The organism is Plantactinospora sp. GCM10030261 (genome assembly GCF_042666615.1).
In the GTDB taxonomy this organism is placed as follows: Bacteria; Actinomycetota; Actinomycetes; order Mycobacteriales; family Micromonosporaceae; genus KBS50.
Map to the genome: position 1 here is coordinate 33,924 of NZ_JBHTDD010000036.1, position 25,368 is coordinate 59,291.

A 25,368-nucleotide genomic window follows, 5' to 3' on the forward strand; every position below is an offset into this window, starting at 1 on the left:
CGCCACCTCCTTCACATTGCGACTGTAATGTAAAGGGCCGGTGGGCACGTGTCAATGCGACTGCAATGTGAAAACATGGGAGTCATGCCGAAGCGGGTCGACCATCAGCAGCGGCGTACCGCGATCGCCGACGCGCTCATGCGGGTCGCGGCGCGGCAGGGCCTGGAGGCGGTGAGCCTGCGTCACGTGGCCGCCGAGGCCGGCGTCACCGCCGGGATGGTGCAGCACTACTTCCGTACCAAGGACCAGATGATGTCCTTCGTGCTCGACGCCATGCGGGAGCGCTACGGCGCCCGGATGAGCGCCGCCCTCGACCGCCTCGGCCCGGAGCCGGCACCCCGGACCCTGCTCCGGACGATGTTCACCCAGATGCTGCCGGTGGACGAGCAGAGCCGGGCGGACGGGCGGGTGACCCTGGCCTTCCTCGCCTATACGGCTGTCCGCCCCGACGCAGCGGCGCCGCTGCGCGAGGACAACCAGGCGATGTTCGGCTTCATCGCCGGCCTGATCGGCGCGGCGTGGGCGGCCGAGGCACAACCACCGGCCGGGCCAGGACCGACGGACGGGCCAGGACCGACGAAGGGCACACCGACCGGCGGCCCGGGACCAGCGGGCGGACGGCCGCACGGAGCCGATCCAGGCACGGCCGCGATCGCCCTGATGTCCGCCGTCGAGGGCCTCAGCCTGTATCTGCTCGGTGACCATTGCACCCCCGACGCCGCGCTCGCCGCGCTCGACGCCCAGCTCGACCTGGTGCTCGGCCCCGCCGAAAAATAATCGTGACCGGGAACCGGCTACGGCAGAATCACGGCCCATGCGGGACAGACCGGCGAAGCTCACCGACGTCGAACTGACGGCGGCGCTGGCCGAGGGATGGGCGATCGAGACCCGGTCGGTCGCGTACCTGCCGGTCGGCTTCGGCAGCTACCACTGGCGGGCGGTCGAACCGGGCGGACGGCCCTGGTTCGTCAAGGTCGACGATCTCGGCGTCCGTGAGGCAGCCCGGGACGAGACCTTCGACCGACTCGCCCGAGCTTTCGGCACCACGCTGGCGTTGCGCGAGGACGCCGGACTCGACTTCGTCGTCGCGCCGGTGCGGACCCGGGCCGGCGCGACGGTGTCGCGGCTCTCGTCGCGGTACGCCCTCTCGGTCTTTCCGCTGCTCGACGGTTCCACCGGGCAGTTCGGGCCGCACCGGCCCGATGACCGGGCCGAGGTGGTGGACCTGCTGGCCGAACTGCACCGGGCCACCCCGATCGTGGCGGAGACCGCGCCGCGCGCCGACCTGACGCTGCCGGGGCGGGACCGCCTCGACGAGGCGCTGCGGGGCCTTGACCAGGAGTGGACCGGCGGGCCGTACGCCGAGCCGACCCGCGCGTTGCTCGCCGTGCACGGCGGGCACGTGGAGCGGTTGCTCGCCGACTTCGACCGGCTGGTCGAGCAGGTACGCGCCGGCGCGGCGGACTGGGTGGTCACACACGGCGAGCCGCACCCCGGCAACCTCCTGCGAACCTCGGCCGGGGTGCGGCTGATCGACTGGGAAACGGTGCTGATCGCGCCCGCGGAGCGGGACCTGTGGATGTGCACGGACGCGTTCGCGCGCCTTGTGGGCGAGGAGCCGGCCGGCGACACCGACGAGACGCTCGCCCGGTACCACCGGGACACCGGCCGCCTCCTCACCCCGGCCGGGCTCGATCTCTACGCACTGTGGTGGAAGCTGGCCGACATCGCGGCCTATGTCGACGAGTTGCGCCGACCGCACGGCCGGGGCGAGGACATCACCGCGTCCTTCGGCTACCTGACCGGCTATCTGGAGACCGGCTCGGACTGATCCTGGCGCGCGCCTTCGTGGTCGACTCGGGATGCGGTCGGAGCGCCCCCAACCCGCCGGGATGCGGCATCCGGCGTGGAGCCCGCCCGCCCGGAAACCGTGGCGCGGCCCGCGCGGACCGTGGCGACGGTGAGACCGACGCGGACGAGCGCGTTCGACACGGCCAGCGCGACAACGGCGATCACGGCGTGCCGGACGTCCGGCATCCAGAACGCGAAGAAGTCCAACCCACGGCCGCCGAACAGGCTGGGTAGGCCCCAGCTCACCGCCCCGGCGAGCAACCCGTACCCGAGGACCCAGCCCGCGGTGGCGATGACCGCGCGGCGCCCGGACCGGCCCGTCGTGACGGCACCGCGCGGCCCGGCGCGTAGCCGGCGGACGCCGCGAACCACCGTGCCGATCAGGGCCAACGCGAGCACGCCGGCGACGGCCAGCAACGCGGGCGCCAGCCAGGTCAGCATCGGGTCGGCGGCGGCCGGTTCGGCGCTGCCGCCGGTCAGCATCCGGACGACGTCGAAGCCGATGGAGGTCAGCGGTCCGTCGTCGGCGAGGGAGTAGCGGTTGGCCAGGACGACCACCGCCAGGTCGGCGTCGGGCACGACCAGCAGGTGGGCGAAGTAACCGGGAAGGGCACCGCCGTGCCAGACGATCCGCGCTCCGGTCTGGTCGAGCGTGGTGTCCCGCCAGCCCAGCCCGTAGGCGCCGCCCGAGGAGATGGCGGCCGTCCCGCGGTGCATCCGCTCCACCGTCTCCGGCTCGACGAGCTGACTCGTCCCGTACCGGCCTCCGTTGAGCTGGGCGGTCGCGAAGTGGCTCAGGTCGGTGACGCTGGCGGCGACGTATCCGTACGGGACACCCGACGTGTCGTACGGCGAGTCGAACCGCTGCGGCCGGCCCAGGTAGGTCCGGTGCCCGGCCGGCACCCCGACCCGCTCGGCCTCCGCCGCGGTCGTGGCGGTGTGCCGCATGTCCAGGGGCTCGACCACGGTACGCCGGAGCTGCTCGGCGAAGGTCCGGCCGGTCACCGCCTCGACAAGCGCGCCGAGCACGATGTAGTTTCCGCTGCTGTATTCGTGGGCCTCGCCCGGTGCGGCGATGGGCCGCACCTCGGCCAGGCTCTGTAGCGCCCGGTCCAGGCCGCCAGGCTCGTTGTCGAACCGGTCGGTGTGTCTCGTGCCGGCGACGTCGGGCAACCCGCTGGTGTGGGTGAGCAGGTGACGAACGGTGACCCGGTCGCTTGCCGGCTCGTCGGTCGTCCGGAAGTCGGGCAGGTGCCGGCGCACCGGGTCGTCCAGGCCGATCAGCCCGTCCTCGACCAGGCCCAGCACAGCGGTGGCGGTGATCGGCTTGCTGACCGAGCCGATCAGGAACGGGGTCGTCGCGGTGACGGCCTCGCCGTCACCGGTCTCCCCCTCGGCGTACGAGCGGATGACCTGGTCGCCGTGCACCACGGCCACCGCGAGTCCCGGAATGTTGTCGCGCGCCTGGCGGTCCCGCAGGTACGCCGGAAGGTCGGCGGTGTCGGGTGCACCGACGGCCGGCGCGGCATGCGAGCGCGGCCCGCCGGCGGCGGCCGGGGCGGCCTGCGACGGTGCCCGCGACGGCGGCGTGCCGGCGGCGGCCGGCGCGGCGGTCAGCAGGATCGCGGTGACGGCCGCGAGGGCCGCTCCGGATCGGGTCAAGCGGTGCATCTGACGTGTCCCCCCTTGTGGTCCGCTCAGCCGATCTGGCTGAGCAGCCGTTCCAGCTCGGTCAGGCGCTTCGTCACCTGAGCGAGTTCCGCCCGGTTGGCCTGCAACTCGGTGCGCAGCGCGATCAGTTCGTCGGCGGTGACGAGGGCACTCTCGGCGGTGCGCGTCTGCGCGGCGCCCACCTCCTCGGCCAGCGCGCGGTACCGCGCCTCTCGGTCGGCGGAGTAGCGGGCCCGGTAGAAGCCGAGCATCACGAACAGCACCAACGCCACCAGGGCGACGATCATCACCGTCCAGGTGATCATCGCGACCGTCGTGGTGCCCGTTCCATCGGCGGCTGTGGTCATCACTTCTCGTCCTTCCTGGATACGTCGAGGGTCGACACGGCCGCGGCGACCGCGCGGGGGGTCAGCTCCACCGCGAACGGGGTGATCTCGAACCACTTGACGGAGCTGCCGTCCGGGGCCGTCTCCAAGGTGCCGCTGACCAGCCCGGCCGCCTCCAGCTTCTGCAGGTGCATGTAGAGCAGCGGCCGGTTCATCTCCAACCGCCGGGCCAACTCGCTGACGTACGCCCGCCCCTCGGCCAGCGCGGCGACGATGCGCAGCCGGTGCGGGCTGGCCAGTGCGGCGAGCACCCTGAGCAGCTCGTCGCCGGTCGGCGCCGTCCCGTCCATGCCCCCGCCCCTCTTCGGTGTCAGTATCTTCTGACACCCCCCTGTCAGAAGATACTGACACCGGCTCGGGTCGTCAACCGCAGGCCAGCCGAGTGGATCTCGCGGAGGTCCCGACGCCTGGGTGGTGGCCTTTGACGGCAGCGGTATCGGCCGGTCAGGTGGCCAGCACGATCAGCATCACGACGTAACTGCCGAAGAGGATGACGCCCTCGAACCCCAGCCGGCCCCAGCCCGCCACCTGCCGGACCAGCAGGCCGCCGACCAGCACCGTGGTCATGAACAGCGCGGTCGCGGTGACGAAGAGCTGCTGCGGCCCGGCGGCGTGGAAGATCGAACCGCCCCGGTACGCCACATCGCCGACCACCAGGTTGAGCGCGTCCAGGCTGTTTCCGCCGAGCACGGCGGCCACGGCAAGGGTGGCGGCGCCGCGCCGGACCGCCGCCACGGCCGCCACAGTTTCCGGCAACGCGTTGACCGCCCCCATCAGGACCGCCCCGACGAAGCCGGCGGTCAGCCCGGTGACCGTGAGGAGGCTTTCGGCGGCCAGCGCGATGAGCCAGCCGCCGGCGGCGACGAGCAGGCCGACCGCCGCGAACCGGCTCCACAGCCATGCCTGTCCGTGCCGGTCGAGCGGCCCGTGCTCATTCGGGACGTCGGGCAGGGTCTCGGCGGTCGCCACCGCTCGCCAGAGCGGCCGGGTGCCGGCCCGGCGCACCAGGTGCAGGCCGCCGAGATAGCAGCCGATCATCAGGTACGAAACGGGGTGCAGGCCGCCGAGCACGCCGTCCGGCGCGAACGAACCCAGCAGGGCCAGCGCGAGAAGCGCGATGAGCAGGCAGCCGAACAGCACGTTGGACAGCGACGCGGCGGCGTGTTCCAGGTTGACCCGGCGATGGAACGCGTCGGCGACCGCCACGGCGGTGGTCTGCGCGGCGATGCCGCCCACCGCGTTGCTGTAACCAAGCTGAGGCTGGCTGGTGGCGGCGGTGACGGCCGTCATCACGATGCCGGACAGTGACGTGGCGAGGCCGAAGAAGACCGCCCCGAAGAACGCCTCGCCCCAGCCCGTCCGATCGGCCAGCGTGTCGCCGAGCGCGACCAGCCGGACGCTGCCGACCACGGTGACCACCCCCGCGCACAGGAACACCGCGATGCTCCCGGGCAACGGCCAGGGCAGGGCAGTCACGGCCTCCCACATCGGGCCGGGATTCCCGTAAAGCGGGCGCTGATGCCCCGGCCGAGCGGCGAACCGGGAGGGCCCGTGACGACGGGCCCCTCCCGTCAGCTCGGCCGGTCGACGGCGGGTAGCGCGGTCAGGTGCCGCTGGTTCGCCGGCAGGCCGGTCTCCGCCGGTCCGTCGTCGATGCTGATGTCAGCGAACGACATCGGCAGCCCGCGGGCGGTCGAGGCACTGGCGCGGTCCATCAACTGCGCGTGCACATGCGGCTCGGTGGTGTTGCCGGAGTTACCGCACCGGCCGATCGGCTGACCGGCCTGCACCCGGTCGCCCTCCCGGACCATCGTCGACCCCCGTTGGAGGTGGGCCACCAGGGCAAAGCAGCCGTCGCCCGCGTCGATGACCACGTGGTTGCCGATCACCCGGCCGGCGCCGCCGAACTCGCGCAACGAACCCTCGATCAACAGGTAGAGCAGCGACCACATCCGGCTGCGGCTGCGGTGGTCGCGGGCGCCGTCGCGGACCCGCACCACCGTCCCGGACACCATCGCCAGCACCGGCTCACCGAACGCCGGGTAGTCGGTGGCCGGCCGCATGCCCGGCCCGGTGCCGAAGATCGGCCGGTCCCGGTCCGCGGGAGCGTACACCAGGTCGATCGCGTACGTCTGCCCGTAGGCGCGGGTGCCGTGGCTCGGCACCTTGGTGGCCGGGCTGTTGAGGGCCATCCACCGGCCGGTCACCGGAGGATGGACCGCCCGGGCGGGGCCGGTCACGTCGCCGCCGGGCAGGAAGTTGAGCGCGACCCCGAGCAGGATGGCGACCGGAGCGGCGAGCCGGAGCACGCCGAGGAGCGGTCCGTCCAGCCCGTCGGGCCCGAGCCAGTCCAGCAGGATCACGGCGGCGAGGACCACCACCCCGCCGAGGGTCAGCCGGTACGCCATGCGCCTCAACAACACCATGACTACGAGGTTACGTAATTACGTATCAGACGGCAACCTGGCTGGTCAGGCCCGGTCCGCGCCGTCCGCCCGACGCGATCGGCGAAGGTTGCGGCGGGCCTGTCCGGCGAGCACGCGGACCCGGCGAATGCCGAACGAGGTGGCGAAGCTGGTAGCGCAGGCCACCCGCGTCACCGCGGGCAGGTGGCTGCCGTTGCCGAGCAGCGCGGTGGCCGTCCGCGCGGTGAGTTGGAGGCGCGGCGCGCGCACGGGGCCGGTGCGTCGCGGGTCGAACCACGCCGCCACACCCGCCAGGGAGCCGCGTTCGGAGTCGGTGCCCTGGCGGCTCGACTGCTCGTGGATGCGACGGTAGAAGAGCGCCTCGGGCACCTCGTGGAACTCGCCGAGCGCCGCCAGTTCGGCGAGCAGCGTGACATCGGACGACGGGTACGGCCGGATGAGGCCGGTACGCCGCAGCCGAGCGATCGGCAGCACACCGAACAGCGCGTTGCAGAGGTTGAACCGCCCGGCGACCCGGCCGACGCGCCACCAGGCCAGCGCGTCGCGCAGGTCGAGGCGGTCGGAATAGGGCCCGACCTCCGCGCCGGCCCCGTCGATGAGGATCGTCTTCGGGTACGTCAGGACGGCGCGGCCGGCGCTGGCGTCGAGCGCTTCGACGCACCGGCTGACGAGGGTCGGCGCGCACAGGTCGTCGTACGCCGCCCAGCGGAAGAGTTCGCCGCGCGCCAACTCGACGACCCGGTTGTAGTTGTAGGCCGCGCCGCGGTTCTCCTCGTTGCGGTGCAGGCACACCCGGCCGTCGCGCTCGGCGAAGGACCGGCAGATCGCCCAGGTCCCGTCCGTCGACCGGTTGTCACACACGATGATCTCCAGGTCGCGATAGTCCTGCGCCAACAGCGCCTCGAAGGCGTCGGCGAGGTAGCGCTCGGCGTTGTAGACCGGAAGCCCGATCGAGACCCGCGGCGCGGAGTTGCGCGTCGTCATCGCCAGCCCTCCCGTCACGCCACGAGGATGTCGGCGTCGACACCCATCCGGCGCAGCCGCTCCCCGATCTCGTCGCGGTACGCCGGATTCGTGATGATCACGCACCTGCACTTCATCGCGACGATCTCGTCGGGAGCGCTGATCCGGTGTCCCGTCACAGGCAGGTACCGCCCCCACTTGTTGGGGTTCAGGTCGATCACGCCGGACAGCCGGGCGTGATCGACGCGCGGTGTGACGCCCGGCCTGTCGACGCCTGAGCCGGCGCCCGACCGGTTGACGGCTTGCCCATCGACGGCTGAGCCGGCGGTCGGCCCGTCGACGGCGGACAGGAACGCCACGCCGCGGGCCCCCGCCCCCCACAGCACCGGGTTCGCGCCCTCCGCCGACAGCCGCGCGATCGTCGACCGCCAGGTCGACACCGTCTCCGCGTACCGGACGGCGAAGTCGCCGAGCTTGGCCAGTTGCCGCCGGACCACCCCGGCGTCGACGGCGACCGTCCCCACCGGCTCGGACGGGTTGGCGGCCACCTCGACGGACAGAAAGATGTCGGAGAAGCTTGTCGACACGCGGGTCACCTGGAACCCGGCCCGCTCGACCATCCGCCGCAGCGACTCGGCGTTGAAATAGGACACGTGCGGATAGATGCAGTCCCAGCCCGCCGTGGCGAAGTCGTAGCTGGCGTTGGGCACCTCGAAGTAGCCCCGCACCGGCCGGTCGTCGGCCAGTCCACGCAACCCCACCAGGAAGGCGTACGGGTCTTCGAGGTGTTCGAGCACGTGCCGGGTGACCAGGAAGTCGGGTGCCAGGTCGGTGGGGTGGGTCCCGTCCAGCGGGAGGAACCCGCGGACGAACGTCAGGTCGTCGTCCGCCCCGACGTCGCCCTCGAAGCTGGCGTCGTAGCCGACTCCGCGGCATCCGGAGACGGCGGCGAGTTCCCGCAGGAAGTCACCCTTGCCGCAGCCGAGTTCGAGCACCGTACGCCCGGCGAGCCGGTGGTCGGCGTCCAACCGTCGCGCGAGGCCTCGGACGTACTCCCGGAAGGTCGGCGAATGATGCAGGTTGTTGTCGTAGGTCCCGTCGTATTCGAGCAGACCCGGCCGGAAGGCGACGTTGACGACGTGCGCGCACGCCGGACAGTGCCGCAGCACCATCGGACCGGCCGGGGAGGAGACCGCCTCGTCGCGGCGTGCCCAGGTCACCCCACACAACGCGGGGACCGGGCCGAGATCGGCGACGGGGGCGAGATCCGGTGAATCGCAGGCGGGACAACGCATGGACGGCAACCCCCATCAGGCGCGACGCGGTAAGGATCGGTCTCGACCGGTTGGCTGCGCCGCCAGGGGTGGGTGCCGCCGAGTCCGCCGGGCACCAGCGTGCACCCTGACCAGGGCGTACACAGCAAGAAGTCCGACACTGGCGGGCTGCGTCGGCGCCCATCGGGGGTCCCGCTCGCCTCAGGCGGCCAGAATCTCGGCGGTGATGCCGAGGTCGCGCAGCGACCGGGCGATCTCCGCTCGGTAGACCGGGTTGGTGATGACCACAGCACGCACGTCCCGGGGCAGGCTGTCCGGCGGGTCCACCCGGTGCCCCGTCACCGGCAGGAAGCGGCCCCACTTGGCCGGGTTGACGTCGACCACCGCGGTGAGCCGCCGCTTCGGGTCGGCGAACGTCAGCAGCTGCACACCTCGCGAGCCGGCCCCCCACAGCACCGGCTTGGCGCCCTCGTCGGCCAGCCGGCTGATCGTCTCCGCCCAGTGGCGGCGCATCCGGTGGTGCCGGGCGTCGAACCCGCGCAGCGCGGCGAGTTGGGCGTCCCGCGCCGCGTCGAGGCCCAGGTCGAGCGGCGTGCCGAGGTCGTCGGTTTCGCGCGCCGCTCCGGGCGCCGATGACAGCTCGACGTAGCGGATCAGCCCGGAAAAGACGGCGCCGGTGCCGGTGACCCGCCAGCCGGCTCGTTCCGCGATCGCGCAGAGGGCACTCACGTTGAAATAGGAGACATGCGGGTAGATCACCTCCCATCCGGCGGTGGCGAGGTCGTACCCCGCGTCGGGCACCTGCACGTGGGCCACCACCGGCCGGTCGCCCGCCTGCCGGCGCAGCGACGAGAGGAACGACAACGGGTCGTCGACGTGCTCCAACGCGAACCGGGAGACCAGGACGTCGTACGGCGGCAGGTTGCCGTCGAGCGGAGCCGGACCGGCCCGCAGCTCGGCCCCGCTGGGATCCGGGCCCTCCGGCCCGGCGTAACTGGCGTCGTAGCCGATGCCCGTGCAGCCCGCCACCGCGCACAACTCCTTGAGGAACTCGCCCTGGGCACAGCCGACCTCGAGCACCCGGGCACCGCGTACGGGCAGCCGGTCGACCAGGTCCACGATGAGCCCGGAGCAGAACCGCCGGAACGTCGGCGAGTGGTAGAGGTTCATGTCCGTCGGCGCCGCCGGGTCGACAAGCGTCGCCTCGAAGGCCAGGTTGCGCACGTACGCGCAGCGGGGGCACCGGCCGAGCACGACCCGACCGACCGGCGAGGCCATCGCCCGCGCCTCGCTGGCGAAGTGGCGACCCGTCTCGATCGGCAGGTCACCCACCTCGCTGAAGGCGACGAGCGCCGCCGCGCCGCACGCGTCGCAGGGACGTTCGGTTGGACCCGTCGGCTTGTCCATGGACCACTCCGCAGGCAACAGGCAGGATGCGCAGCGTATCGAGGTGACACCGGCTGGCTACGGATTGTGACGGGATTCGGTCACCGACCGTACGACGGGTGGGCCGTCGCGACCGTCCGAGGCCGCCGCTCAACCGTCGAGCCCCTGCCGGACGACCAACCGACCTGGCAACAACACCGCGGCCATCGCGACGACGGACACCGACCCGACGACGGTCAGGTAGAACCAGGCCGGGACCGAGGGCCACGGCGTTCCCGAGAGCCGGTACGCGACGGTGGCCATCGGCACGACCACCGTCGCCGTGCCGAGCAGCACCGCCACGGCGACGGTGGTGACCGCTTCAACCGTCAGCGACCTGGTCAGCTGGCCCCGGTCGGCCCCGATCCGGCGCAGCGCCGCGAACGTGTCCGCCCGCCCGGTGACGGACAGCAGCAGGCTGTTCGCCACCGCGACGGCGATGAAGGCGAACAGCCCGAACAGTGGAATGGTGCTCGCCGCGATGCCAGCGTCGACCGCCGACCCGCCGGCGCCGAACGCATCCGCCGCCGGCACCCTCTCGCCCCAGGCCGTGCGGTCCGAGCGGAGCGCGAGCAGCAGGTCGGCACTGTCCCCGGCCGAGTCACCCACCGTACGGTGCATGACGAGGGTGTCGTAGTCGAGCAGCACGTCACCGAGCCCGAGCCCACGCTCGTAGACGCCGACGACCCGGCGCGTCACCACGGCGCCGTCGGCCAGCACCAACTCCACCCGTTGTCCGACGCCCACACCGAGCGTCGCAGCGGCCAGATCGCCGAGCACCGCCTCGTCCGCATCCAACGCGCGGCTGGGGTCCCAGGCCGACCCGGGCCGCAACGCGAGGTCGAAGACCGGGGCCGCGGGTCCGCGCCACCCGGTGGCCACGTACGGGAAGGTCTCCGGTCCGTCCAGGACCGTGGTCACGCCGACCACCGCCTGACGGGCGACCGGCACGGACCCCGCGGTCGCGGGCAACCCGTGAACGGCGGTGACCGCATCGTCGACGCGCAGGCCGGCCGCCGCCTGCCGACCGGCCGCCCCGGCGAGCGACGCCGGCAGCAGCACCTGGGCCAACGAGATCCCAATCATCAGCACCATCGGAGCGACACCGGCGGCCATCCTGGTGGTCTGGCCGACCATGCCGGCCCCAGCGAGCCAGCGGTGCGGTGCCGTGGACCGCATCAACCGCCAAGCCACCGGCCGGACCAGCATCCCGACGATCGGCCGGCACAGCAGCGCGGCACCGGCCGCGAGCAGCAGCCCACCGCCGCCGGCAACCGCCACCCCGACGATGCCGTCGACGAACAGCGGCAGCACGCCCGCGCCCAGGCCGACCAGGCTCAACAGGGCTCCGACCAGCGGGGTGCCGCGACCCGACCGGGCGTCGTCGCTCACGGCGGCGGTGCGCAGCGCCACGACAGGGCTCATCGCGGCGGTCCGTCGGCCGGCTCCCCAACCGGTCGCCGCGGCGATCAGCGTGGTCAGTGCGACCGCCGCCACCGCCGGGAGGAGTCCCAGGGTGAGCGGAAACCCGTCCGGCAGCAGCCCGACCGACCGCATCAGTCCGCCCGCCAGCGGAATGAGGAGGGCCGCCGGGACGAGCCCGAGCAGGCCACCGAACAGGCCGACGGTGGCCGTCTCGGTCACCACCAACCGAACCGTCTGCCGTGGCGTCGCCCCGATGGCCCGCAACACCGCGAGGTCGGCACGCCGCCTGGCCAGCGCCAGGGCGACCGTGGACCCGACGACGACCAACGTGACCAGTACGACGATGGCAATCAGCGAGCCGGACAGCGACTGGAGGTCGGTGCGGGCCCCGGCGATGTCGGGAAACTCCACCCGGCTGCGGGCCGCGCCGGTTTCCACCCGGACGCGCTCGCGGGGAAGCACGCCGCGCAGTTCGTCGGCGACCTCGTCGGGCGCCCGATCGGGGCCGAGCACGACGCCGATCGCCGCGTAGTGGACCGCCGAGCCGCGTCGCGCCAACGGCTCGACGGCGGCGTCGATCAGGTAGACGGCGGGCACCCGCGGCGCCGCCCGGTCCGACAGCGCGACGGTGCCGACGACCGCGAGGTCACGCGGCCCGTCGGGGGTGAGCACCTGGATTCGGCCGCCGGACGGGATCTCGAGCGACTCGTCGATGACCACCTCGTCCGGCTTCGCCGGCGGGGCACCGGAGACCAACCGGAGCGGGCCGAGGACGTGGGAGGACCAGCCGTGTGCGGTGACCGGTCGCCACCGCCCGGTCGCGCCGACCGCTGTCGGGACGGCGATGTCCGCCACCACCGTGGCCGAGGGACCGACCCGGGACCGTACGGCGTCCAGGTCCTCCGGGACGAGCGGTCGCGGGCCGGGCAGATCGACATCCCTGGCCCGGCCTTCCCGGCGTACGGTCGCCGTGTCGGTGCCGCCGACGACGACCTGGGCCGCGGCGTACCGCTGCGCCGGCACCCGGTCGGTGACACCGCCGGCGAGCAGGGCACCGCACAGGGCGAGCAGGGCCGACGTCGCGACGAGCGTGACAAGCGTCGCGGTGTTGCCGCCGTGCCGGCGCAGGGCCCGGACGAACGTCAGCACCGGCCCTCCTCCAACCGGATCATCGTCCGCAGCACGCCGTCCACAGTCGGTTGGTGCTCGTCGCCCCGCAGCCGTCCGTCGGCCAGGAACACCACCCGATCGGCGTGTGCCGCGGCCACCGGGTCGTGCGTCACCATCACCACCGTCCGCCGCTCGTGCCTGACCAGATCCCGAATCAGGTCCAGCACCTGCCGGGCGGACCCGGTGTCGAGAGCGCCGGTGGGCTCGTCGCCGAAGATGACGTCGGGTCGGGTGATGAGTGCCCGGGCCAGTGCCACCCGCTGCCGCTGGCCCCCGGACATCTCGCGGGGCCGGCGCGCCAACTGGTCGAGCACGCCGACGCGGGAGGCCAGCGCCCGGACGGCCGCCGGGTCGGCCCGCCGGCCGGCCAGCCGGACCGGGGCCTCGATGTTCTGGTACGCGGTGAGCCCGTCGATCAGGTTGTACGACTGGAAGACGAAGCCCACCCGATCCCGGCGGAACATAGCCCGTTGGCTCTCGTCCAGACCGGTGACGGTGACCCGTCCGACCTGGACCGTCCCCGCGCTCACCTCGTCCAGGCCGGCCGCGCACTGCAACAGGGTGCTCTTGCCGGACCCGGACGGCCCCATCACGGCCACGAAGCTGCCGGGCTGGACGTCCAGGTCGATCGCGTCGAGCGCCCGAACCTCGCCCCGGCCCCGGCCGTAGCGCCGGGACACCCCGACCAGCCGCAGCGCCGCTACCGTTTCCGCACCGCTCCCGGTCATACCGTCAGGGCCACGTTGACGACGACGCCCACCGCGATCACCACCAGCAGGACCCACGGCCACAGCCGCCGCTCCCGTCGGGGCGTCCATTCCCCGGGATCCGCGTTCCGTTCATCCCGTTCGCGCCGACCCGCCACGGGCCACCTCCCGTCGTCTTCGTGTCCCGTGCTCACGGGACGTGACAAACGCTAGGAACGGCGTCGCGGGAACACAGTGACGTCGAGGGGTGGATCGGGGGTGGAGTTCTCGACACCCCGCGCCCTCGGAGCCCGCCACACCCGGCCGGCGGTGGAGGTTGTAGTCCGGTTCTAGTCCGTTCGGTGGTGCTCGGCGCCGCGCAGGTAGGCGAGCACCGCCCGGACCCGGCGGTGCCCCGAACCATCGGGGGTCAGGCCAAGCTTGGTGAACACATTGCCGACGTGCTTGAGAACGGCTCGTTCGGTAACGACCAGCCGGGCGGCGATCTCGACGTTGTCCAGCCCCTCGGCCATCAGGCTGAGCACCTCGTATTCCCGGTTGGTCAGTGCCTCGATCGGGTCGCGTCGCCGGGTGACGAGCTGGGCGACCACCTCCGGGTCGATCGCCGTTCCGCCGTCGGCCACCCGGCGCAGCGACCGGACGAACCCGGCGACGTCGCCGATCCGGTCCTTGAGCAGGTAGCCGACTCCACCGGCGTCGTCGGAGAGCAGGTCACGGGCGTACTCGCGTTCGACGTAGGAGGACAGCACCAGGACCGGCAGGCCGGGGTGCCGGCGGCGGGCTTCGACCGCCGCGCGCAGCCCTTCGTCCCGGTAGCCGGGCGGCAACCGTACGTCGGTCACCAGCACGTCCGGCCGACGGGTTCTCATCTCAGCAGTGAGCGCGTCCACGTCGGCGACGGCGGCGATCACGTCGAAGCCGTGTCCCCGCAGGAGCACCGTCAGTCCCTCCCGGAGGAGCGGTTCGTCCTCCGCGATCACCACCCGCACGGCAACTCCATCCGTACCTCGGTCGGTCCGCCCACCGGACTGTCGAGATCGAACGTACCGCCGAACGCGCGCAGCCTGGCCCGGAGGCCGGCGATGCCCGTGCCGGCCACGCCGTCGTCGAGACGTTTCGCCAGACCGCCGACTCCGTCGTCTTCCACTCGTACGGTGAGCAGGTCGGGCGTGCGGCGCACCGTGATCCGCACTTGGGTTGGCCGGGCGTGTCGGACCGCGTTGGTAAGCGCCTCGGTGACCCCGAAGTACGCGGCCGACTCGATCGCTCCGGGGAGGTCGCCGATCGGACCGACGTCCACCTCGCACGGCACCGGGCAGTCGTCGGCCACCGCGCGCAGCGCACCGACCAGTCCTCGGTCGGACAGGATCGGCGGATAGATGCTGCGGACCACGGCCCGCAACTCGGTCAGGGCTACCCGAATCTGGGCCCGCGCGGCGTCGGCGTGGGCGCGACCCGGGTGGTCAGTTGCCAGCGTCCCGTCCAGCAACCCGAGATACAGGTTGGCGTTGACCAGTTTGGCCTGCAACCCGTCGTGCAGGTCCCGTTCGATCCGACGCAGCTCCGTACCGTGCGCCTCCAGCATCTCGGCCCGGGTACGGGACAGGTAGTCGACCCGTTCGGCGAGATGTTCCGACCGGCCCTGGCCGAGCACCCGTTCGCCCCAGCGCGCGTAGCGGACGGTGACCTCGGGAGCGAACAACAGCACCGCGAGGTAGGCCAGCCCAACCAGCGGTACCAGGACGGCGGTCGACCAGTCGGTCACGGCGACCCCCGGCAACGGCGTCACGGGTTCCCCCGGCGGCAGAATCCACCACCACAGCGGTACCGTGACGGCGTTCAGCGCCCCGAGCAGCAGGTACCCGGCGGTGAGCCCCAGGGTCAGCCCGCAACTGGCGGCGATGGCCAACCAGCCGAGGTCGCGCCAGGACGCCACGTCGGTGGCCTGCTCCCGGATCCGGCCCAGCCAGGTGGTCGACCGTGGTTCGCGGTAGCGCTGCGGCACCAACCGCCCGAGGCTGCGACCGATCCGCCGGCGTTCCCAGCCAGTGAACCGTCGGGTGACGGTGAACAGCACCGGCAGCAGTGCGACACCGACGCCCACCGGCACGAGCACGACCGCCAACGCCCAACCGGCCAGCAGGGCGACGGCGACCAGGCCGGCGAGCAGATCGGTGAGCAGGCCCACCACCGCCCGGCCGGCCGGCAACACCGTCCGCGAGAAGCTTGTCGTCGCCACGCCTCCGACTGTGCACCATCGGGCCGACCTCAGACCGGGTGGACCGCCGCCCGTGACCGGTAGCGCTTAGCCGGACACGTTCCACGAACGCGGTGGCTCGCGAGCGCCGCGACCGGGTGAAACCATTCTGAAGCCGCTGGCCGGTTTCCTGCCCACGCGAGTCCGGCGAGGTCCGCTGTCGTCGGCCGGTCGTGACCGCTGCCCCAGGACGTCGGTCACTTCGACGTACGGAAAGGATCCGAATGACGAGCAAGGTCGTGCTGTACATGTCGATGTCGCTGGACGGCTTCATCACCGGCCCGGACGACGGACCCGATCACGGGCTGGGCCTCGGGGGCGAGCGGCTGCACGGCTGGTTGCACTCTGGCGACGGTGACCCCGCTTCCTACCGGCCGACCGACGACGCCGGCTCCACGGTGTTCGACGAACTGATGGCCACCGGCGCGGTGATCACCGGCCGACGGACCTTCGACAACGCGGGCGGCTGGGGCGGCGACCACCACGACGGCGTACCGATCTTCGTGCTGACCCGTACCGCGCCCGAGCGACCCGCGCCGGGACACGCCCGCTACGTCACCGACGGCATCGCCTCCTGCGTCGAGCAGGCCAGGGCTGCCGCCGGCGACCGCGACATCCTGCTCCATGGTGCCGCGACGGCCCAGGAATGCCTTCGAGCCGGCCTGCTGGACGAGATGCAACTGCACCTGGTGCCGGTGCTGCTGGGACAGGGCCGGCGGCTGTTCGACAACATGCCGGCCGACCATGTCGAACTGGAGCTGCTGCGCGCCATGGACGGGCCGGGTGTCATGCACCTGCGTTACCGGGTCCACTCGCGGTCGACTCTCCCGGGAGCCGCTTCCGGACGGGGTGCCGCATGAACCGGGACACCGTCCACTCCGGGGCGTCATCGTCGTCGTCCGCGTGGTCACGGGTGCTGGCCCGCTGGCCGATCGCACTCGGGCTGGCCGTGGTTGCGGTGCTGCTGGCCACGGGGGTGGTAGGCGAATTCAGTCGAGGGCTGGTCGTCGCCGCGCTGATCTATCTGGTGTGGGGTGTGTTCCGCGGCGCGTACCGCCGTACCGGCCGGTGGCTCACCGTGGAACTCGCCGGTGTGGTCGTCTTCGGCGCCGCCACCGTGGGGGCGCTGCTCGTCGACGACACCGCCGCGCGGGTGTTGCTCGGCCTCGGCTGGTTGGCCCACACCGGCTGGGACATCATCCATCACCGACTGAACGCCGTGGTCCCGCGCTGGTGGGCCGAACAGTGTGCCGTCGTCGACCTGATCGTCGGGGGCCTGCTGCTGTTGGCGCTGATCTGAGCCGCGGCATCAAACGTGTGCCAGGATCACGAAGTGCTTCAGTCCCTAGAAATCACGGCAACCCTCACCGTGCCGGAGTCGCCGTTCCACAACCTCCACTGGAGCGGCAGGCTGGAACTGAGCATCGACTGCTTCATCTGCGAACGCACCGGCCGCACCACGCTGCTTGAGAAGGGTGCGGAGCGAGCCGTCTGCTCCGGCAGCGGGCGCGACGGGAAGCACTACGCCGCCGCGCGCATCTCCGCATTCGACCGGGGCACAGCGGGCGGCGAGATCCGTCTCGGAACGGTCGTCGACTTCTGGTGGGCACCCTTCCATGACGCGAAACGCGATGCAGCGGCAACAGTGCTTACCCGTTATCCCTGGGTTCGTCACCACCTGGACTACTACTGCCCAGAGTCCATGGAGTCGGGCACGTTCTCCGACCAGACCAACTTTGTGCGGCCGTCCCCCGTCAGCTGCCAGCACTGCTCCGTGCCGATCGCCGAGAGCCGAGAGGCGCCCCGTTTCCGGCTCCTCGCCTAGCCACGCCGAAACGGTGCTGACCTCACGCCCGCCACGCGTACAACCCGCTGGCCGCGCCGCCGTTACTGGTGTGATCATCCTCCCGTGAACACCCCACATTTCGGCGACTGCCCCGCCTGTGTCGTTGAACGCCTTTCGCGGAACGGCAACTCCTCGCGGCATCCTGCCGCACAGTCCCGACATGGAAGACGTATCCGCTGATCAGACAGCGTTCCTACTGATCTTGGTGGTGCCCCCGGCAGGATTCGAACCTGCGACACACGGTTTAGGAAACCGATGCTCTATCCCCTGAGCTACGGGGGCGCGAGGGCCCAGTGTAGCGACCTGGGCGTTCACCTGGGGTGGCAGGGAGTGGCCCCCGTTCACCCACGTCCCCGGACCCCCGTTGTCGCAGCCCAGGAGCACACGCCGAGCACACGAACCCCGGTTTGCGACCGGCGGTCGGCCGCGGTGACCCGCGTTGGCACCGGTTCACCCCGGTGGGCATCCGCTGGAGAGCACACACCGCCCACATCATCGAAGATCATGATGTGCTCGCTCAGCCCGGGACCCGTCGGCCGGCGCCGACGGCAGTGACCGACGCGGTGTCAGCTCTCAGCCTCACCCCCGCCGAAGGCGAGGCCCGCCGAGTACGTCGGCGCACGCTTGGTTCATGGGGTTGGTGCGTCCGGCCTGTGAAAACGACGCCCCACCCAGATGCCTACGGCGACGGCCCCCACCAAGTGTCCGCTCATGCCGATGTGAGTGCGCCCGAAGCGATGCTGACACACCTACAAACACCAAACGACGCGCTGACGAGTTCCTAGAGGTGCTCAACAGAGTCGACCGAGCCCTGAAGGCCTCATACCTCCGCTGTTCCTCCCATGCCTGCCGTCCAGACCGAGCCGGCCCTCTTTCGAACCAATCTGGTAGGTAGACCCTATCTGCGACCCATTGCCGTCTTCAGCTGATGAACCGAACGATCGTCGGGGACCGTCGCCGTATTCGGTCCATCTCCGATTCGAGGCGGTAGGTCTTGCGCGAGTTACACAGCCAGTGGGCGCACTGTGCGTTGTCTCGTCGGTGTTTTCCTCCTCGCGCGAGCGGGGTCACGTGGTCGAGGCTGACCGACATCGGGTGCGGAAAGACCAGGGTCCGGTCAACTGGTCGCTTACAGATTCCGCACGTCCAGCCGTCGCGCTCGTAGATCTCGATGTCGGTGAACTTCTCGGACTCCGGGTCTCGGCGCGCGAGGCGACGGTTGCGCTTGTTGTTGCGATTCTTCATCCGGCGTAGCTCCGGCCGTTCCTTAAGCCACTGCCGGGTCTGCCGCTTCCACGCTTGTTCGCTGCAGGGCGGGCAACGCTTCCGAAAGTTTCCGTTCCGGCCCGTCTGCTCGATGGTCTTGCCGCAGCCGAGACACGTTGTGCGCCATACCGTCGGCGGCAGCGCATTCGCATCCCGGCGGGCCTGCTCGGCACGGCGCGCATACTCTGGCCGGCAGTTTCGACAACAGATGGGGAACGCGCCAAGCCGCTGTACCGGTGTAACCGCCGCGCAGATGACACAGGTGAAGACGACGGGTCTGCGCGCAGTCGTCGCGGCGCGATTTCTGGCGTTCTGACGCTCTCGCAAGCCGCGTGTTGTGCACGAGGGGCAGTGCTGAGGCGGATTACCGCCGCGCCCCTTCCAACGGAATTCGGCAGCGCAGCTGCCGCACCGGTGAATTTCCGGACGCTGGGGATAGTTGTCGGCGTAGTACTGCCGGGAGTACTCGGTGCGCCGTTGACGGTTGTGAAGCTCGGCGCACGATGTACAGCGGGCGGGCCGCTTCCCTCGCCCCTGGATCTGCGGTAATGCGCCGTCACAGTCGACACATCGGCGCTCAAGTTCAGCCTGGATGCGGGCCTCTCGCTCCGGTGCGCGCTTGCGGCGCTGAGCTTGACGAGTCTGTTGACGTTTTCGTTTGAGCTGGCAGTCGCCGCATCGTGGAGAATGTCGGCCGGGACCTGTGACCGGCGGAAGTTCACCGCTGCAGTCGACACAGAAGCGGACCGCGCCGTTCATGTGGCTCCCGTTCAGGGACCGCAATGTCGTCGTGGGTCGATCACCTGTCATGGTCGCCCCCTCCAGACTGAATCACGACGAGACGGTACCCGCGAGGTACGACACTTCTAGGTTGCAGCGCACGATCGAGGGAGGTGATCAAAGACGGGCTCCGGTGGCGGTCGGAGCCGAAACAGGCTGCCACCCGTGCTTAAGTGCTTGCGAGCGATCCCACAGCGGTCCTCCCGCCCGGCCGCCTGTGCTAGAGACACAGCTCTGTGACGTTGGCGGCTCCGCGCGACGAGCCGTGGCTTGCTTAACGCCTGCGGCGCGCCACCGGCCGTGCCGGCCCGGTCCTGCCTGGCCTTGGTGACCCAGTTAAGCAGCATCTCGTGATTGACGCCCAGTTCCTTGGCTACGTCGCAGTTTGGACAGCCGGAGTCCAGCACCAGTGCCACGGCCTGGCGCCGGAACTGTTGGGGTTCTTACTCGGTGGTGTCATGCGGTTCCTCCTCCTCGGCAGGCTGCCAAGTCAGGAGGTGTCCGGCCTCAGGGGGTCACTTCACCGACATCGGCGCCTTCACCGGCACGCTGAACACCGCTCGCGTGCATCACCGCTCCGCTGCACCTTGTCGTCGGCGATATCCTCGTCCGCCTGACCCAGACGTGCCCGGGCCTGCTGATTTGGGCACCCGACGAATCGCTCACCGCAGACGCAGGCTCACCCAGTGGCAGTACAGCGGTCACAATGCAGTGGTGATTGTGCGCATTGGCAAGCCGTGGTGGATCGTGGGTCTGTTGGTCGGGCTAATCGCGCTAGCCGTGGCGCTGGCTCGAGCCGGGCTGGAGGACGCCGACCGCTGGTCCAGCGTGATCAGCATGTTTATCGGTACCACCGGGCTAGCCCTGGCTGTGTACAGCGCGGTCAAGGCACGCGGTGGCTCGTCCGGGTCGACGAATCAGGTACACAACACAGTCACGGACGCATTGGTGAAGGGGACAGCCCTGCTTGGCCGGGACGTGCGGCGCATCGGCTCGGGCCGCCCCGCATCGACCGGGGCCGCGGCACGCCCCGAACAAGGACCGTCGGAGGTGCGTAACGAGGTGCGAGGCGGCACCTTCCACGAACCGTTAATCATGGGCCGTGACATCGAGGACGTCTCTCTGCCGCCGCCCACGTCCTCGGCTAAGGGTAACGACTCGGGAACCGCGAAGTGAGATTCGGTCGAGTGTCGAACAAGATCACCGGGGGGCTCTTTTTCAGCTCGGTGATCATGGGGCGGGATATCTCAGTCACGTTGCCAGCCGAGATCCGGCCGGCCTTGACTGGGCTGCCGCCAGCCTCGCCCGTGTTCACCGGGCGCGAGCATGCCGCAGAGGCCCTGCGCGAAGCATTGAGGCCCGACTGTCCCGGTGGCGTCCAGCTGGTGTCCGCGGTGGCCGGGATGGCCGGGGTCGGCAAGACCGAGCTGGTGCTGCACATCGCCCACGAGGTCCTCGCCGATGGATGGTTTCCCGGCGGCGTGCTTTTCGTTGACATGTTCGGCTACGACCCTGACCGCCGGGTATCCGCCGAGGACGCCCTAGCGGGATGGTTGTCGGCGCTAGGGATCCCGGGTGAGCACATCCCGGCCGACTTGAGCGGCCGGTCCCTGCTTTGGCGCAGCGTCCTTGACACCTATACCACTCAGGACCGGCGGCTGCTGCTGGTCATCGACAACGTCGACAGCGAGGAACAGGTCCATCCGCTGTTGCCTAGCGATGGCCGGATACCGGTGCTAGTGACCTCCCGGCACACGCTCGACTTGGAAGCTCGGCTGCACGATCTGGATGTGCTGGGACAGGATGCCTCCACCGACGTGCTGGCCGAGGTGATCGGTACTCGTCTCGGCCCGGAGGAACCACGTCTGCAGGCGGACCACCGGGAAGCGCTGACTGAACTCGCAGGCCTGTGCGCGGGGCTGCCGCTCGCCCTGCGCATCGTGGCGGCGCTGCTGGTCGACCGACGTCAGCTACAGCCGCACACACTCGCCGACCGACTGCGGGCCGAACAGCACCGCCTGTCCGGCCTGACCCGGCAGCAGAAGGCCGTACGCTCCGCCTTCGACCTGTCCTACCAACATCTCACCGTTCCGCAGGCGCGTCTGTTCCGGCTACTTCCCATAAATCCGGGGACCGACATCGCCACCATCGCCGCCGCCCACCTCGCCGAGCTCCCGGAGCATGAGGCCGCGGAACTGCTCGCCGACCTGCATCGGGCTCACCTAGTGACCGAACCAGCACCGGAACGCTGGAGCATGCACGACCTGCTCCGCCTGCACGCCGCCGAACAGCAGCGCACCAGTGACGGCGGTGAGGAGGCCGAAACCAGTCAGGCGCGGCAGCGGCTGTACCGCTACTACCTCTGGGCTGCCAGTGCGGCGAGTACCCATCTGATCCCAACTGCAGTGGCCGAGTCGCACACCTTTGCCAGCCGCGGCGATGCCCTGGCCTGGCTGGACAGCGAGCACGCCAATCTAATGGCTGTGGCCGCGAACGCGCCGGCCTTCCAGATGACCGAGGTGACGATCGATCTCGCTCTGACCCTCGGCGAGTACCAAAGCCTGCGCCGCCAATTCCATGACTGGATTATCATCGCCACCCGGGCTCGGCACCTTTGTCACCACGTCGGTGATCGATCCCGCGAAGCCGCAGCGTCGAACAACCTGAGCATCGCGTATTACCAAGCCGGGCACTTCAGCGCGGCTGCGGAAGCCGCGACTCATGCTCAGCAGGTCTTCCATCAACTCGGTGATCCGCGCTACTGTATGAGGGCGCAGCGTGGGACAATTTGGGACTAGCTTTAATCGAGATGCAGCAATTCGAGGAGGCTGCCGAAGCATTTGGCAACAGCCTCGAACGGCTGGAGGAAGCCGGCGACCTACGCGGGACCGGCCGGGTGTGGAACGACTTCGGCATCGTCTTCCGCAAAACGAATCGCCTCGACAAGGCGATCGAAGTCAGCGCCGACGCGCGCGATATCCTCCGGATGGCTGGTGACAAACACGGCGAAGCCAAGGCGTGGGGCAACCTGGGCGGTGCTCTTGCCGAGAATGGACAGCCCGATGAAGCGGCAGAGGCACAGGCTCACGCGCGCAGCCTCTTCCAGGAGGCGGGGGATCCGCACGGTGAAGCAGTGGCGTCAAACGACCTGAGCCTCGCGCTGATTGAAGCCGGCCGTCCTGACGAGGCCGTCGAACCGGCTATCCACGCTCGGGAGATCTTCCAGCAGACGGGCGATCACCGGGGTGAAGGGCTGGCTTGGAAGAACCTCGGCATCGCTCTAAATCGACTGGGCCGGCACCGTGATGCCTATAAGGCCCACACCATGGCCTACGACATTTTTGATCAGCTTCGCGATCAGCTCGGCCTGGCGCAAACCTGGACCGGCCTCGGACGCACGTTGTCCGGCCTCAACCGGCTCAATGATGCCGTCGATGCACACGCCCGAGCGGGCTTAATATTTCAAACGTTAGGGGATCGGTATGGCGAGGGGCTGGCATACCGACAGCTCGGCATCGTGCTGTTCGGCGCGGGCCGGGTCGGTGACGCTGTCGAAGCCCACCTTAAAGCATGGAAGATCTTCCAGGATATTGGCGAGCGGCAAGAGTATGGGCTGACTGCGGGAAGCCTGTTCATCATCTTGTCGGAGGAGGGGCTTCCCGGCGCCCGTGACGTCGGGGAACACGCGATCATCGCCTTGTCCGAGGGCGGCAAGCAGGATCTTGTAGCCGACATCCGGGAGCGCCTCGACAAGCTCCCCAGGTGACCGCCTCAACTCGGTCGACGGGAACGCGGGAGCCAGCCGGCATCGTCGATGAGCGCTGCGATCCGCACGTCGACAGTGGCAGCGAGCCAGGCCGTACGGGCTTCAACTACGGCTGTCAGCAGTGCAGCCGCTCGCCGCCCTCGCGATGGTGGGACGTTGGCAGGCATGTGCTGGCTCATGCCTTGCGGTCCCGTCCGCCTGCGGGCACTGCTGCCCCTACGTCCGCACGGCCGATCGTGATCGCCGCGAGGCGGAGTGACTCGATGACCGCCGCGCAATTGGATTCGGCCGACATGGAAACATCAAGTCGTTTTGTTGGCAGGCCCGGCCAGTCGCCAGAGGTATGCATCTCGGTGGCGAATGCTTGCAAATACCCGAGGTATCCGGGCGTCACGGCCTGAGACGATGTGAGGCGCGGAAGGGCCGTCTGGAGCGCCTCCTCGCCATCGCCAAGTTCGATCGCCACGCACGGCTGGACGTCGGTGAGTGCTTGGACCGAGGCGGCCAGATTTTCCCGAAGGGGTTCGAATGCCGTGTGCCGTTCGTGGGCGTGGGCACGGGCGGATGCGTAGACGGTCTTCGGCCCGCGATCAACCAGGTACACGCGGTCTTGTGCGACGCTCAGGTCGCGGAGATCATCGAGACGATCAATCATTGCCCCGATGAGCGCCTCTGCAACGTCCATACCTGTGGTACTGACGACCCAGGAGGCGAACTGTTCAGGCGCGCCAATCGTGGGGAGGTAACGCCACAGTGGGCTGGAGACGACTGCTTCGGTGCCACTGCGGTTCAGGGCGGTGGCAAGATGTCTGATCAGAGTCGTCTTCCCGCTACCATCAATCCCGTCGACGAAAATGATCATAGGGATGCCGACTCTTCGAGCATGCTCCTCACGGCCACGAGCGCACCTGGCACCCGTGCGGCGAGCAGTTCGGCCTGTGCTACGTCGTCTGCGCCTGCACGGCGGTAGGCGTCGTAGTCTCCAAGGAGCGATCTGAGCTCGCTGTCCGGCCAGTCCCGCAGCGCCTCGACTACCTCGGGAAGCCGCAGCCCTACCTGTGGCGCTCGGTGTGCGACAAGCAACCGACCGGCACTCGACAGCACCGACAACACCCGGCGTGCGGTGTCCTCGCGCTCCGATTCTGTGTGGTGGCTCGCGGCCAGACGGGCGACGGCGAACTCGTGCAACATGGCAACGTCACCAGCGAGATCGCCCAGTTCTGAGGCGGCGGCCGGCGTAGGGGCGGCGGCACCTGCGATCACGGCGGTGTCGAGCCCTACTCGGCGCAGCACCATCCGCATCTTCATGTCGTACAGCGGACCGAGACGATGGGCGTCGCCCCCGTGGCTGTCGGCGAGGTGCAGTGACGCTCGAGCACCATGGCGTCGGGCCGCTTCACTGACGATCTCGTGGAGCGACGTGGCGGCGGCCGACGTGGGGGGCAGGTTCCAGGCAACGAAGTCGACGTCGCTCCAGCCTTCGATGAAGTCTCCTCGTGCGGCGGATCCGCACAGCCCGACCCCGGCATCCGGATGTCCGGCGATGACGGCCGCGGCCTCTGCCGCCACCTGTTTGACCAGGCAACTGAGCTTCCGGCTGAAGGGCAAGGGATGAGCGCCACGCCAGGTGATGACCGCAAGGGCGCGATCCAGCACCTGTTGGAACTGGGAATGGCTGGCGGCCTGCCGGGCGGCGGAAGCCTCGAGCCAGCGGGCCTGGACGAAGCCTTCGTCCCGGGCCGGCGTCGTGGCGGTGGTGGATGTCGTGAAGAGGAACCAGTCGACGATCTTTGCCGCTGGCGTGCCGTCGTTGTCGGTGAACGTGTAGGCCTCCTGCCCGAGATACCCGCTGTAGTACGTGTCGGTGAGGCCGGTTTCCTCGGCCACCTCCCTCTTGGCGGCGAGAAGCGGGGCCTCGCCCGGCTCGAGTCGGCCTTTCGGGGCGACGGTCTGTCGTTCGCCGGTCTTCCGGACCTGATCCAGGAGCAGGACTTGTGGAGACCTGAGGTCGTCGGTCGCGACGACGGCACCGGCGGAGGCGTATCGACGAGTCATGGCGGGACTGTACAAATAACGGCTGATCGACCGATCAAGGGAGAGACGCCAGATGACGACCGAGACCACCGTGGGACAGTCGGCTGTGGAGCCGTCGGGT

The 25,368-nt window shown here is 70.1% G+C and carries 24 protein-coding genes, 1 tRNA gene and 1 pseudogene; 8 read left to right on the forward strand and 18 right to left on the reverse strand.

The window, feature by feature from the left end:
* Positions 1–75 precede the first annotated feature (75 nt).
* Together ACFQUZ_RS28930 and ACFQUZ_RS28935 are read left to right on the forward strand one after the other, a co-directional pair.
* Entirely contained in the window at positions 76–777 is a 702-nt protein-coding gene (locus tag ACFQUZ_RS28930) for a TetR/AcrR family transcriptional regulator (RefSeq protein WP_377447855.1), read from the forward strand.
* A 37-nt stretch (positions 778–814) separates the two neighbouring features.
* Positions 815–1,831 carry a phosphotransferase gene (locus ACFQUZ_RS28935; RefSeq protein WP_377447857.1) on the forward strand — a complete coding sequence of 339 codons (1,017 nt, stop codon included), beginning with the start codon at positions 815–817 and terminating at the stop codon, positions 1,829–1,831.
* Here the strand turns inward: ACFQUZ_RS28935 and ACFQUZ_RS28940 are convergent.
* From ACFQUZ_RS28940 to ACFQUZ_RS29000, 13 genes are all read right to left on the reverse strand, one after another.
* Complete coding sequence (locus ACFQUZ_RS28940; protein WP_377447859.1) at positions 1,807–3,522, reverse strand: serine hydrolase domain-containing protein; 1,716 nt, start codon at positions 3,520–3,522, stop codon at positions 1,807–1,809. The two genes, ACFQUZ_RS28935 and ACFQUZ_RS28940, sit on opposite strands and share 25 nt — an antisense overlap.
* 26 nt (positions 3,523–3,548) lie before the next feature.
* On the reverse strand, positions 3,549–3,869 hold the full coding sequence (locus ACFQUZ_RS28945) for a hypothetical protein (protein WP_377447861.1): 321 nt from the start codon (positions 3,867–3,869) through the stop codon (positions 3,549–3,551).
* Positions 3,869–4,198: an ArsR/SmtB family transcription factor gene (locus tag ACFQUZ_RS28950; RefSeq protein ID WP_377447863.1), complete on the reverse strand. Its 330-nt coding sequence runs from the start codon at positions 4,196–4,198 to the stop codon at positions 3,869–3,871. Before ACFQUZ_RS28950 ends, ACFQUZ_RS28945 begins: the two co-directional genes overlap by 1 nt.
* A 154-nt stretch (positions 4,199–4,352) precedes the next feature.
* Positions 4,353–5,384, reverse strand: a complete 1,032-nt coding sequence (locus ACFQUZ_RS28955) for a sodium:calcium antiporter (protein ID WP_377447865.1) — start codon at positions 5,382–5,384, stop codon at positions 4,353–4,355.
* Between the two features lie 95 nt (positions 5,385–5,479).
* Positions 5,480–6,334 carry a M23 family metallopeptidase gene (locus ACFQUZ_RS28960; RefSeq protein WP_377447867.1) on the reverse strand — a complete coding sequence of 285 codons (855 nt, stop codon included), beginning with the start codon at positions 6,332–6,334 and terminating at the stop codon, positions 5,480–5,482.
* A gap of 45 nt (positions 6,335–6,379) precedes the next feature.
* A complete protein-coding gene (locus ACFQUZ_RS28965) occupies positions 6,380–7,336 on the reverse strand; it encodes a glycosyltransferase family 2 protein (protein WP_377447869.1) in 957 nt (318 codons plus the stop codon).
* A complete protein-coding gene (locus tag ACFQUZ_RS28970; protein WP_377447871.1) occupies positions 7,333–8,592 on the reverse strand; it encodes a methyltransferase domain-containing protein in 1,260 nt (419 codons plus the stop codon). Before ACFQUZ_RS28970 ends, ACFQUZ_RS28965 begins: the two co-directional genes overlap by 4 nt.
* Positions 8,593–8,772: 180 nt before the next feature.
* Positions 8,773–9,978 (reverse strand): class I SAM-dependent methyltransferase, encoded by a 1,206-nt coding sequence (locus tag ACFQUZ_RS28975; protein WP_377447872.1) that lies wholly within the window; start codon positions 9,976–9,978, stop codon positions 8,773–8,775.
* A 129-nt stretch (positions 9,979–10,107) separates the two neighbouring features.
* Positions 10,108–12,570: an ABC transporter permease gene (locus ACFQUZ_RS28980; RefSeq protein ID WP_377447874.1), complete on the reverse strand. Its 2,463-nt coding sequence runs from the start codon at positions 12,568–12,570 to the stop codon at positions 10,108–10,110.
* Positions 12,564–13,319 carry an ABC transporter ATP-binding protein gene (locus ACFQUZ_RS28985; protein ID WP_377447876.1) on the reverse strand — a complete coding sequence of 252 codons (756 nt, stop codon included), beginning with the start codon at positions 13,317–13,319 and terminating at the stop codon, positions 12,564–12,566. The genes ACFQUZ_RS28980 and ACFQUZ_RS28985 overlap by 7 nt, the downstream gene beginning before the upstream one ends.
* Positions 13,316–13,456: a hypothetical protein gene (locus tag ACFQUZ_RS28990; protein WP_377447878.1), complete on the reverse strand. Its 141-nt coding sequence runs from the start codon at positions 13,454–13,456 to the stop codon at positions 13,316–13,318. Before ACFQUZ_RS28990 ends, ACFQUZ_RS28985 begins: the two co-directional genes overlap by 4 nt.
* A gap of 171 nt (positions 13,457–13,627) precedes the next feature.
* Positions 13,628–14,287 carry a response regulator gene (locus tag ACFQUZ_RS28995; RefSeq protein ID WP_377447880.1) on the reverse strand — a complete coding sequence of 220 codons (660 nt, stop codon included), beginning with the start codon at positions 14,285–14,287 and terminating at the stop codon, positions 13,628–13,630.
* Positions 14,275–15,537, reverse strand: a complete 1,263-nt coding sequence (locus tag ACFQUZ_RS29000) for a sensor histidine kinase (protein WP_377447882.1) — start codon at positions 15,535–15,537, stop codon at positions 14,275–14,277. Before ACFQUZ_RS29000 ends, ACFQUZ_RS28995 begins: the two co-directional genes overlap by 13 nt.
* A gap of 242 nt (positions 15,538–15,779) precedes the next feature.
* Here ACFQUZ_RS29000 and ACFQUZ_RS29005 point away from each other — a divergent pair, with 242 nt between their 5' ends.
* The 3 genes from ACFQUZ_RS29005 to ACFQUZ_RS29015 are packed head-to-tail and all read left to right on the forward strand — an operon-like array spanning position 15,780 to position 17,380.
* Positions 15,780–16,415 carry a dihydrofolate reductase family protein gene (locus ACFQUZ_RS29005; RefSeq protein ID WP_377447884.1) on the forward strand — a complete coding sequence of 212 codons (636 nt, stop codon included), beginning with the start codon at positions 15,780–15,782 and terminating at the stop codon, positions 16,413–16,415.
* Positions 16,412–16,855 (forward strand): hypothetical protein, encoded by a 444-nt coding sequence (locus ACFQUZ_RS29010; protein WP_377447886.1) that lies wholly within the window; start codon positions 16,412–16,414, stop codon positions 16,853–16,855. Before ACFQUZ_RS29005 ends, ACFQUZ_RS29010 begins: the two co-directional genes overlap by 4 nt.
* Before the next feature lie 33 nt (positions 16,856–16,888).
* A complete protein-coding gene (locus tag ACFQUZ_RS29015) occupies positions 16,889–17,380 on the forward strand; it encodes a hypothetical protein (protein WP_377447888.1) in 492 nt (163 codons plus the stop codon).
* A 227-nt stretch (positions 17,381–17,607) separates the two neighbouring features.
* Here ACFQUZ_RS29015 and ACFQUZ_RS29020 read toward each other — a convergent pair.
* The 3 genes and pseudogenes from ACFQUZ_RS29020 to ACFQUZ_RS29030 all read right to left on the reverse strand — a co-directional run.
* Positions 17,608–17,683: transfer RNA gene (locus ACFQUZ_RS29020), tRNA-Arg, on the reverse strand.
* A gap of 639 nt (positions 17,684–18,322) precedes the next feature.
* Positions 18,323–18,994 (reverse strand): HNH endonuclease, encoded by a 672-nt coding sequence (locus tag ACFQUZ_RS29025; protein ID WP_377447890.1) that lies wholly within the window; start codon positions 18,992–18,994, stop codon positions 18,323–18,325.
* 539 nt (positions 18,995–19,533) lie between these two features.
* A pseudogene (locus ACFQUZ_RS29030) lies at positions 19,534–19,872 on the reverse strand (transposase); the annotation flags it as partial.
* A 289-nt stretch (positions 19,873–20,161) separates the two neighbouring features.
* Between ACFQUZ_RS29030 and ACFQUZ_RS29035 the strand changes: the two are divergent.
* The 3 genes from ACFQUZ_RS29035 to ACFQUZ_RS29045 are packed head-to-tail and all read left to right on the forward strand — an operon-like array spanning position 20,162 to position 23,213.
* On the forward strand, positions 20,162–20,623 hold the full coding sequence (locus ACFQUZ_RS29035; RefSeq protein ID WP_377447892.1) for a hypothetical protein: 462 nt from the start codon (positions 20,162–20,164) through the stop codon (positions 20,621–20,623).
* A gap of 11 nt (positions 20,624–20,634) precedes the next feature.
* Positions 20,635–22,245 carry an NB-ARC domain-containing protein gene (locus ACFQUZ_RS29040; protein WP_377447894.1) on the forward strand — a complete coding sequence of 537 codons (1,611 nt, stop codon included), beginning with the start codon at positions 20,635–20,637 and terminating at the stop codon, positions 22,243–22,245.
* Between the two features lie 11 nt (positions 22,246–22,256).
* Positions 22,257–23,213, forward strand: coding sequence for a tetratricopeptide repeat protein (locus ACFQUZ_RS29045; protein WP_377447896.1), 957 nt, complete (start codon positions 22,257–22,259; stop codon positions 23,211–23,213).
* A gap of 175 nt (positions 23,214–23,388) precedes the next feature.
* Here the strand turns inward: ACFQUZ_RS29045 and ACFQUZ_RS29050 are convergent, their stop codons facing one another.
* Together ACFQUZ_RS29050 and ACFQUZ_RS29055 are read right to left on the reverse strand one after the other, a co-directional pair.
* Entirely contained in the window at positions 23,389–24,075 is a 687-nt protein-coding gene (locus ACFQUZ_RS29050; protein WP_377447898.1) for a hypothetical protein, read from the reverse strand.
* Positions 24,072–25,368, reverse strand: a 1,297-nt coding sequence (locus tag ACFQUZ_RS29055; RefSeq protein WP_377447900.1) for an NUDIX domain-containing protein, incomplete at its 5' end; no start/stop codon positions are given. The genes ACFQUZ_RS29055 and ACFQUZ_RS29050, both read right to left, overlap by 4 nt.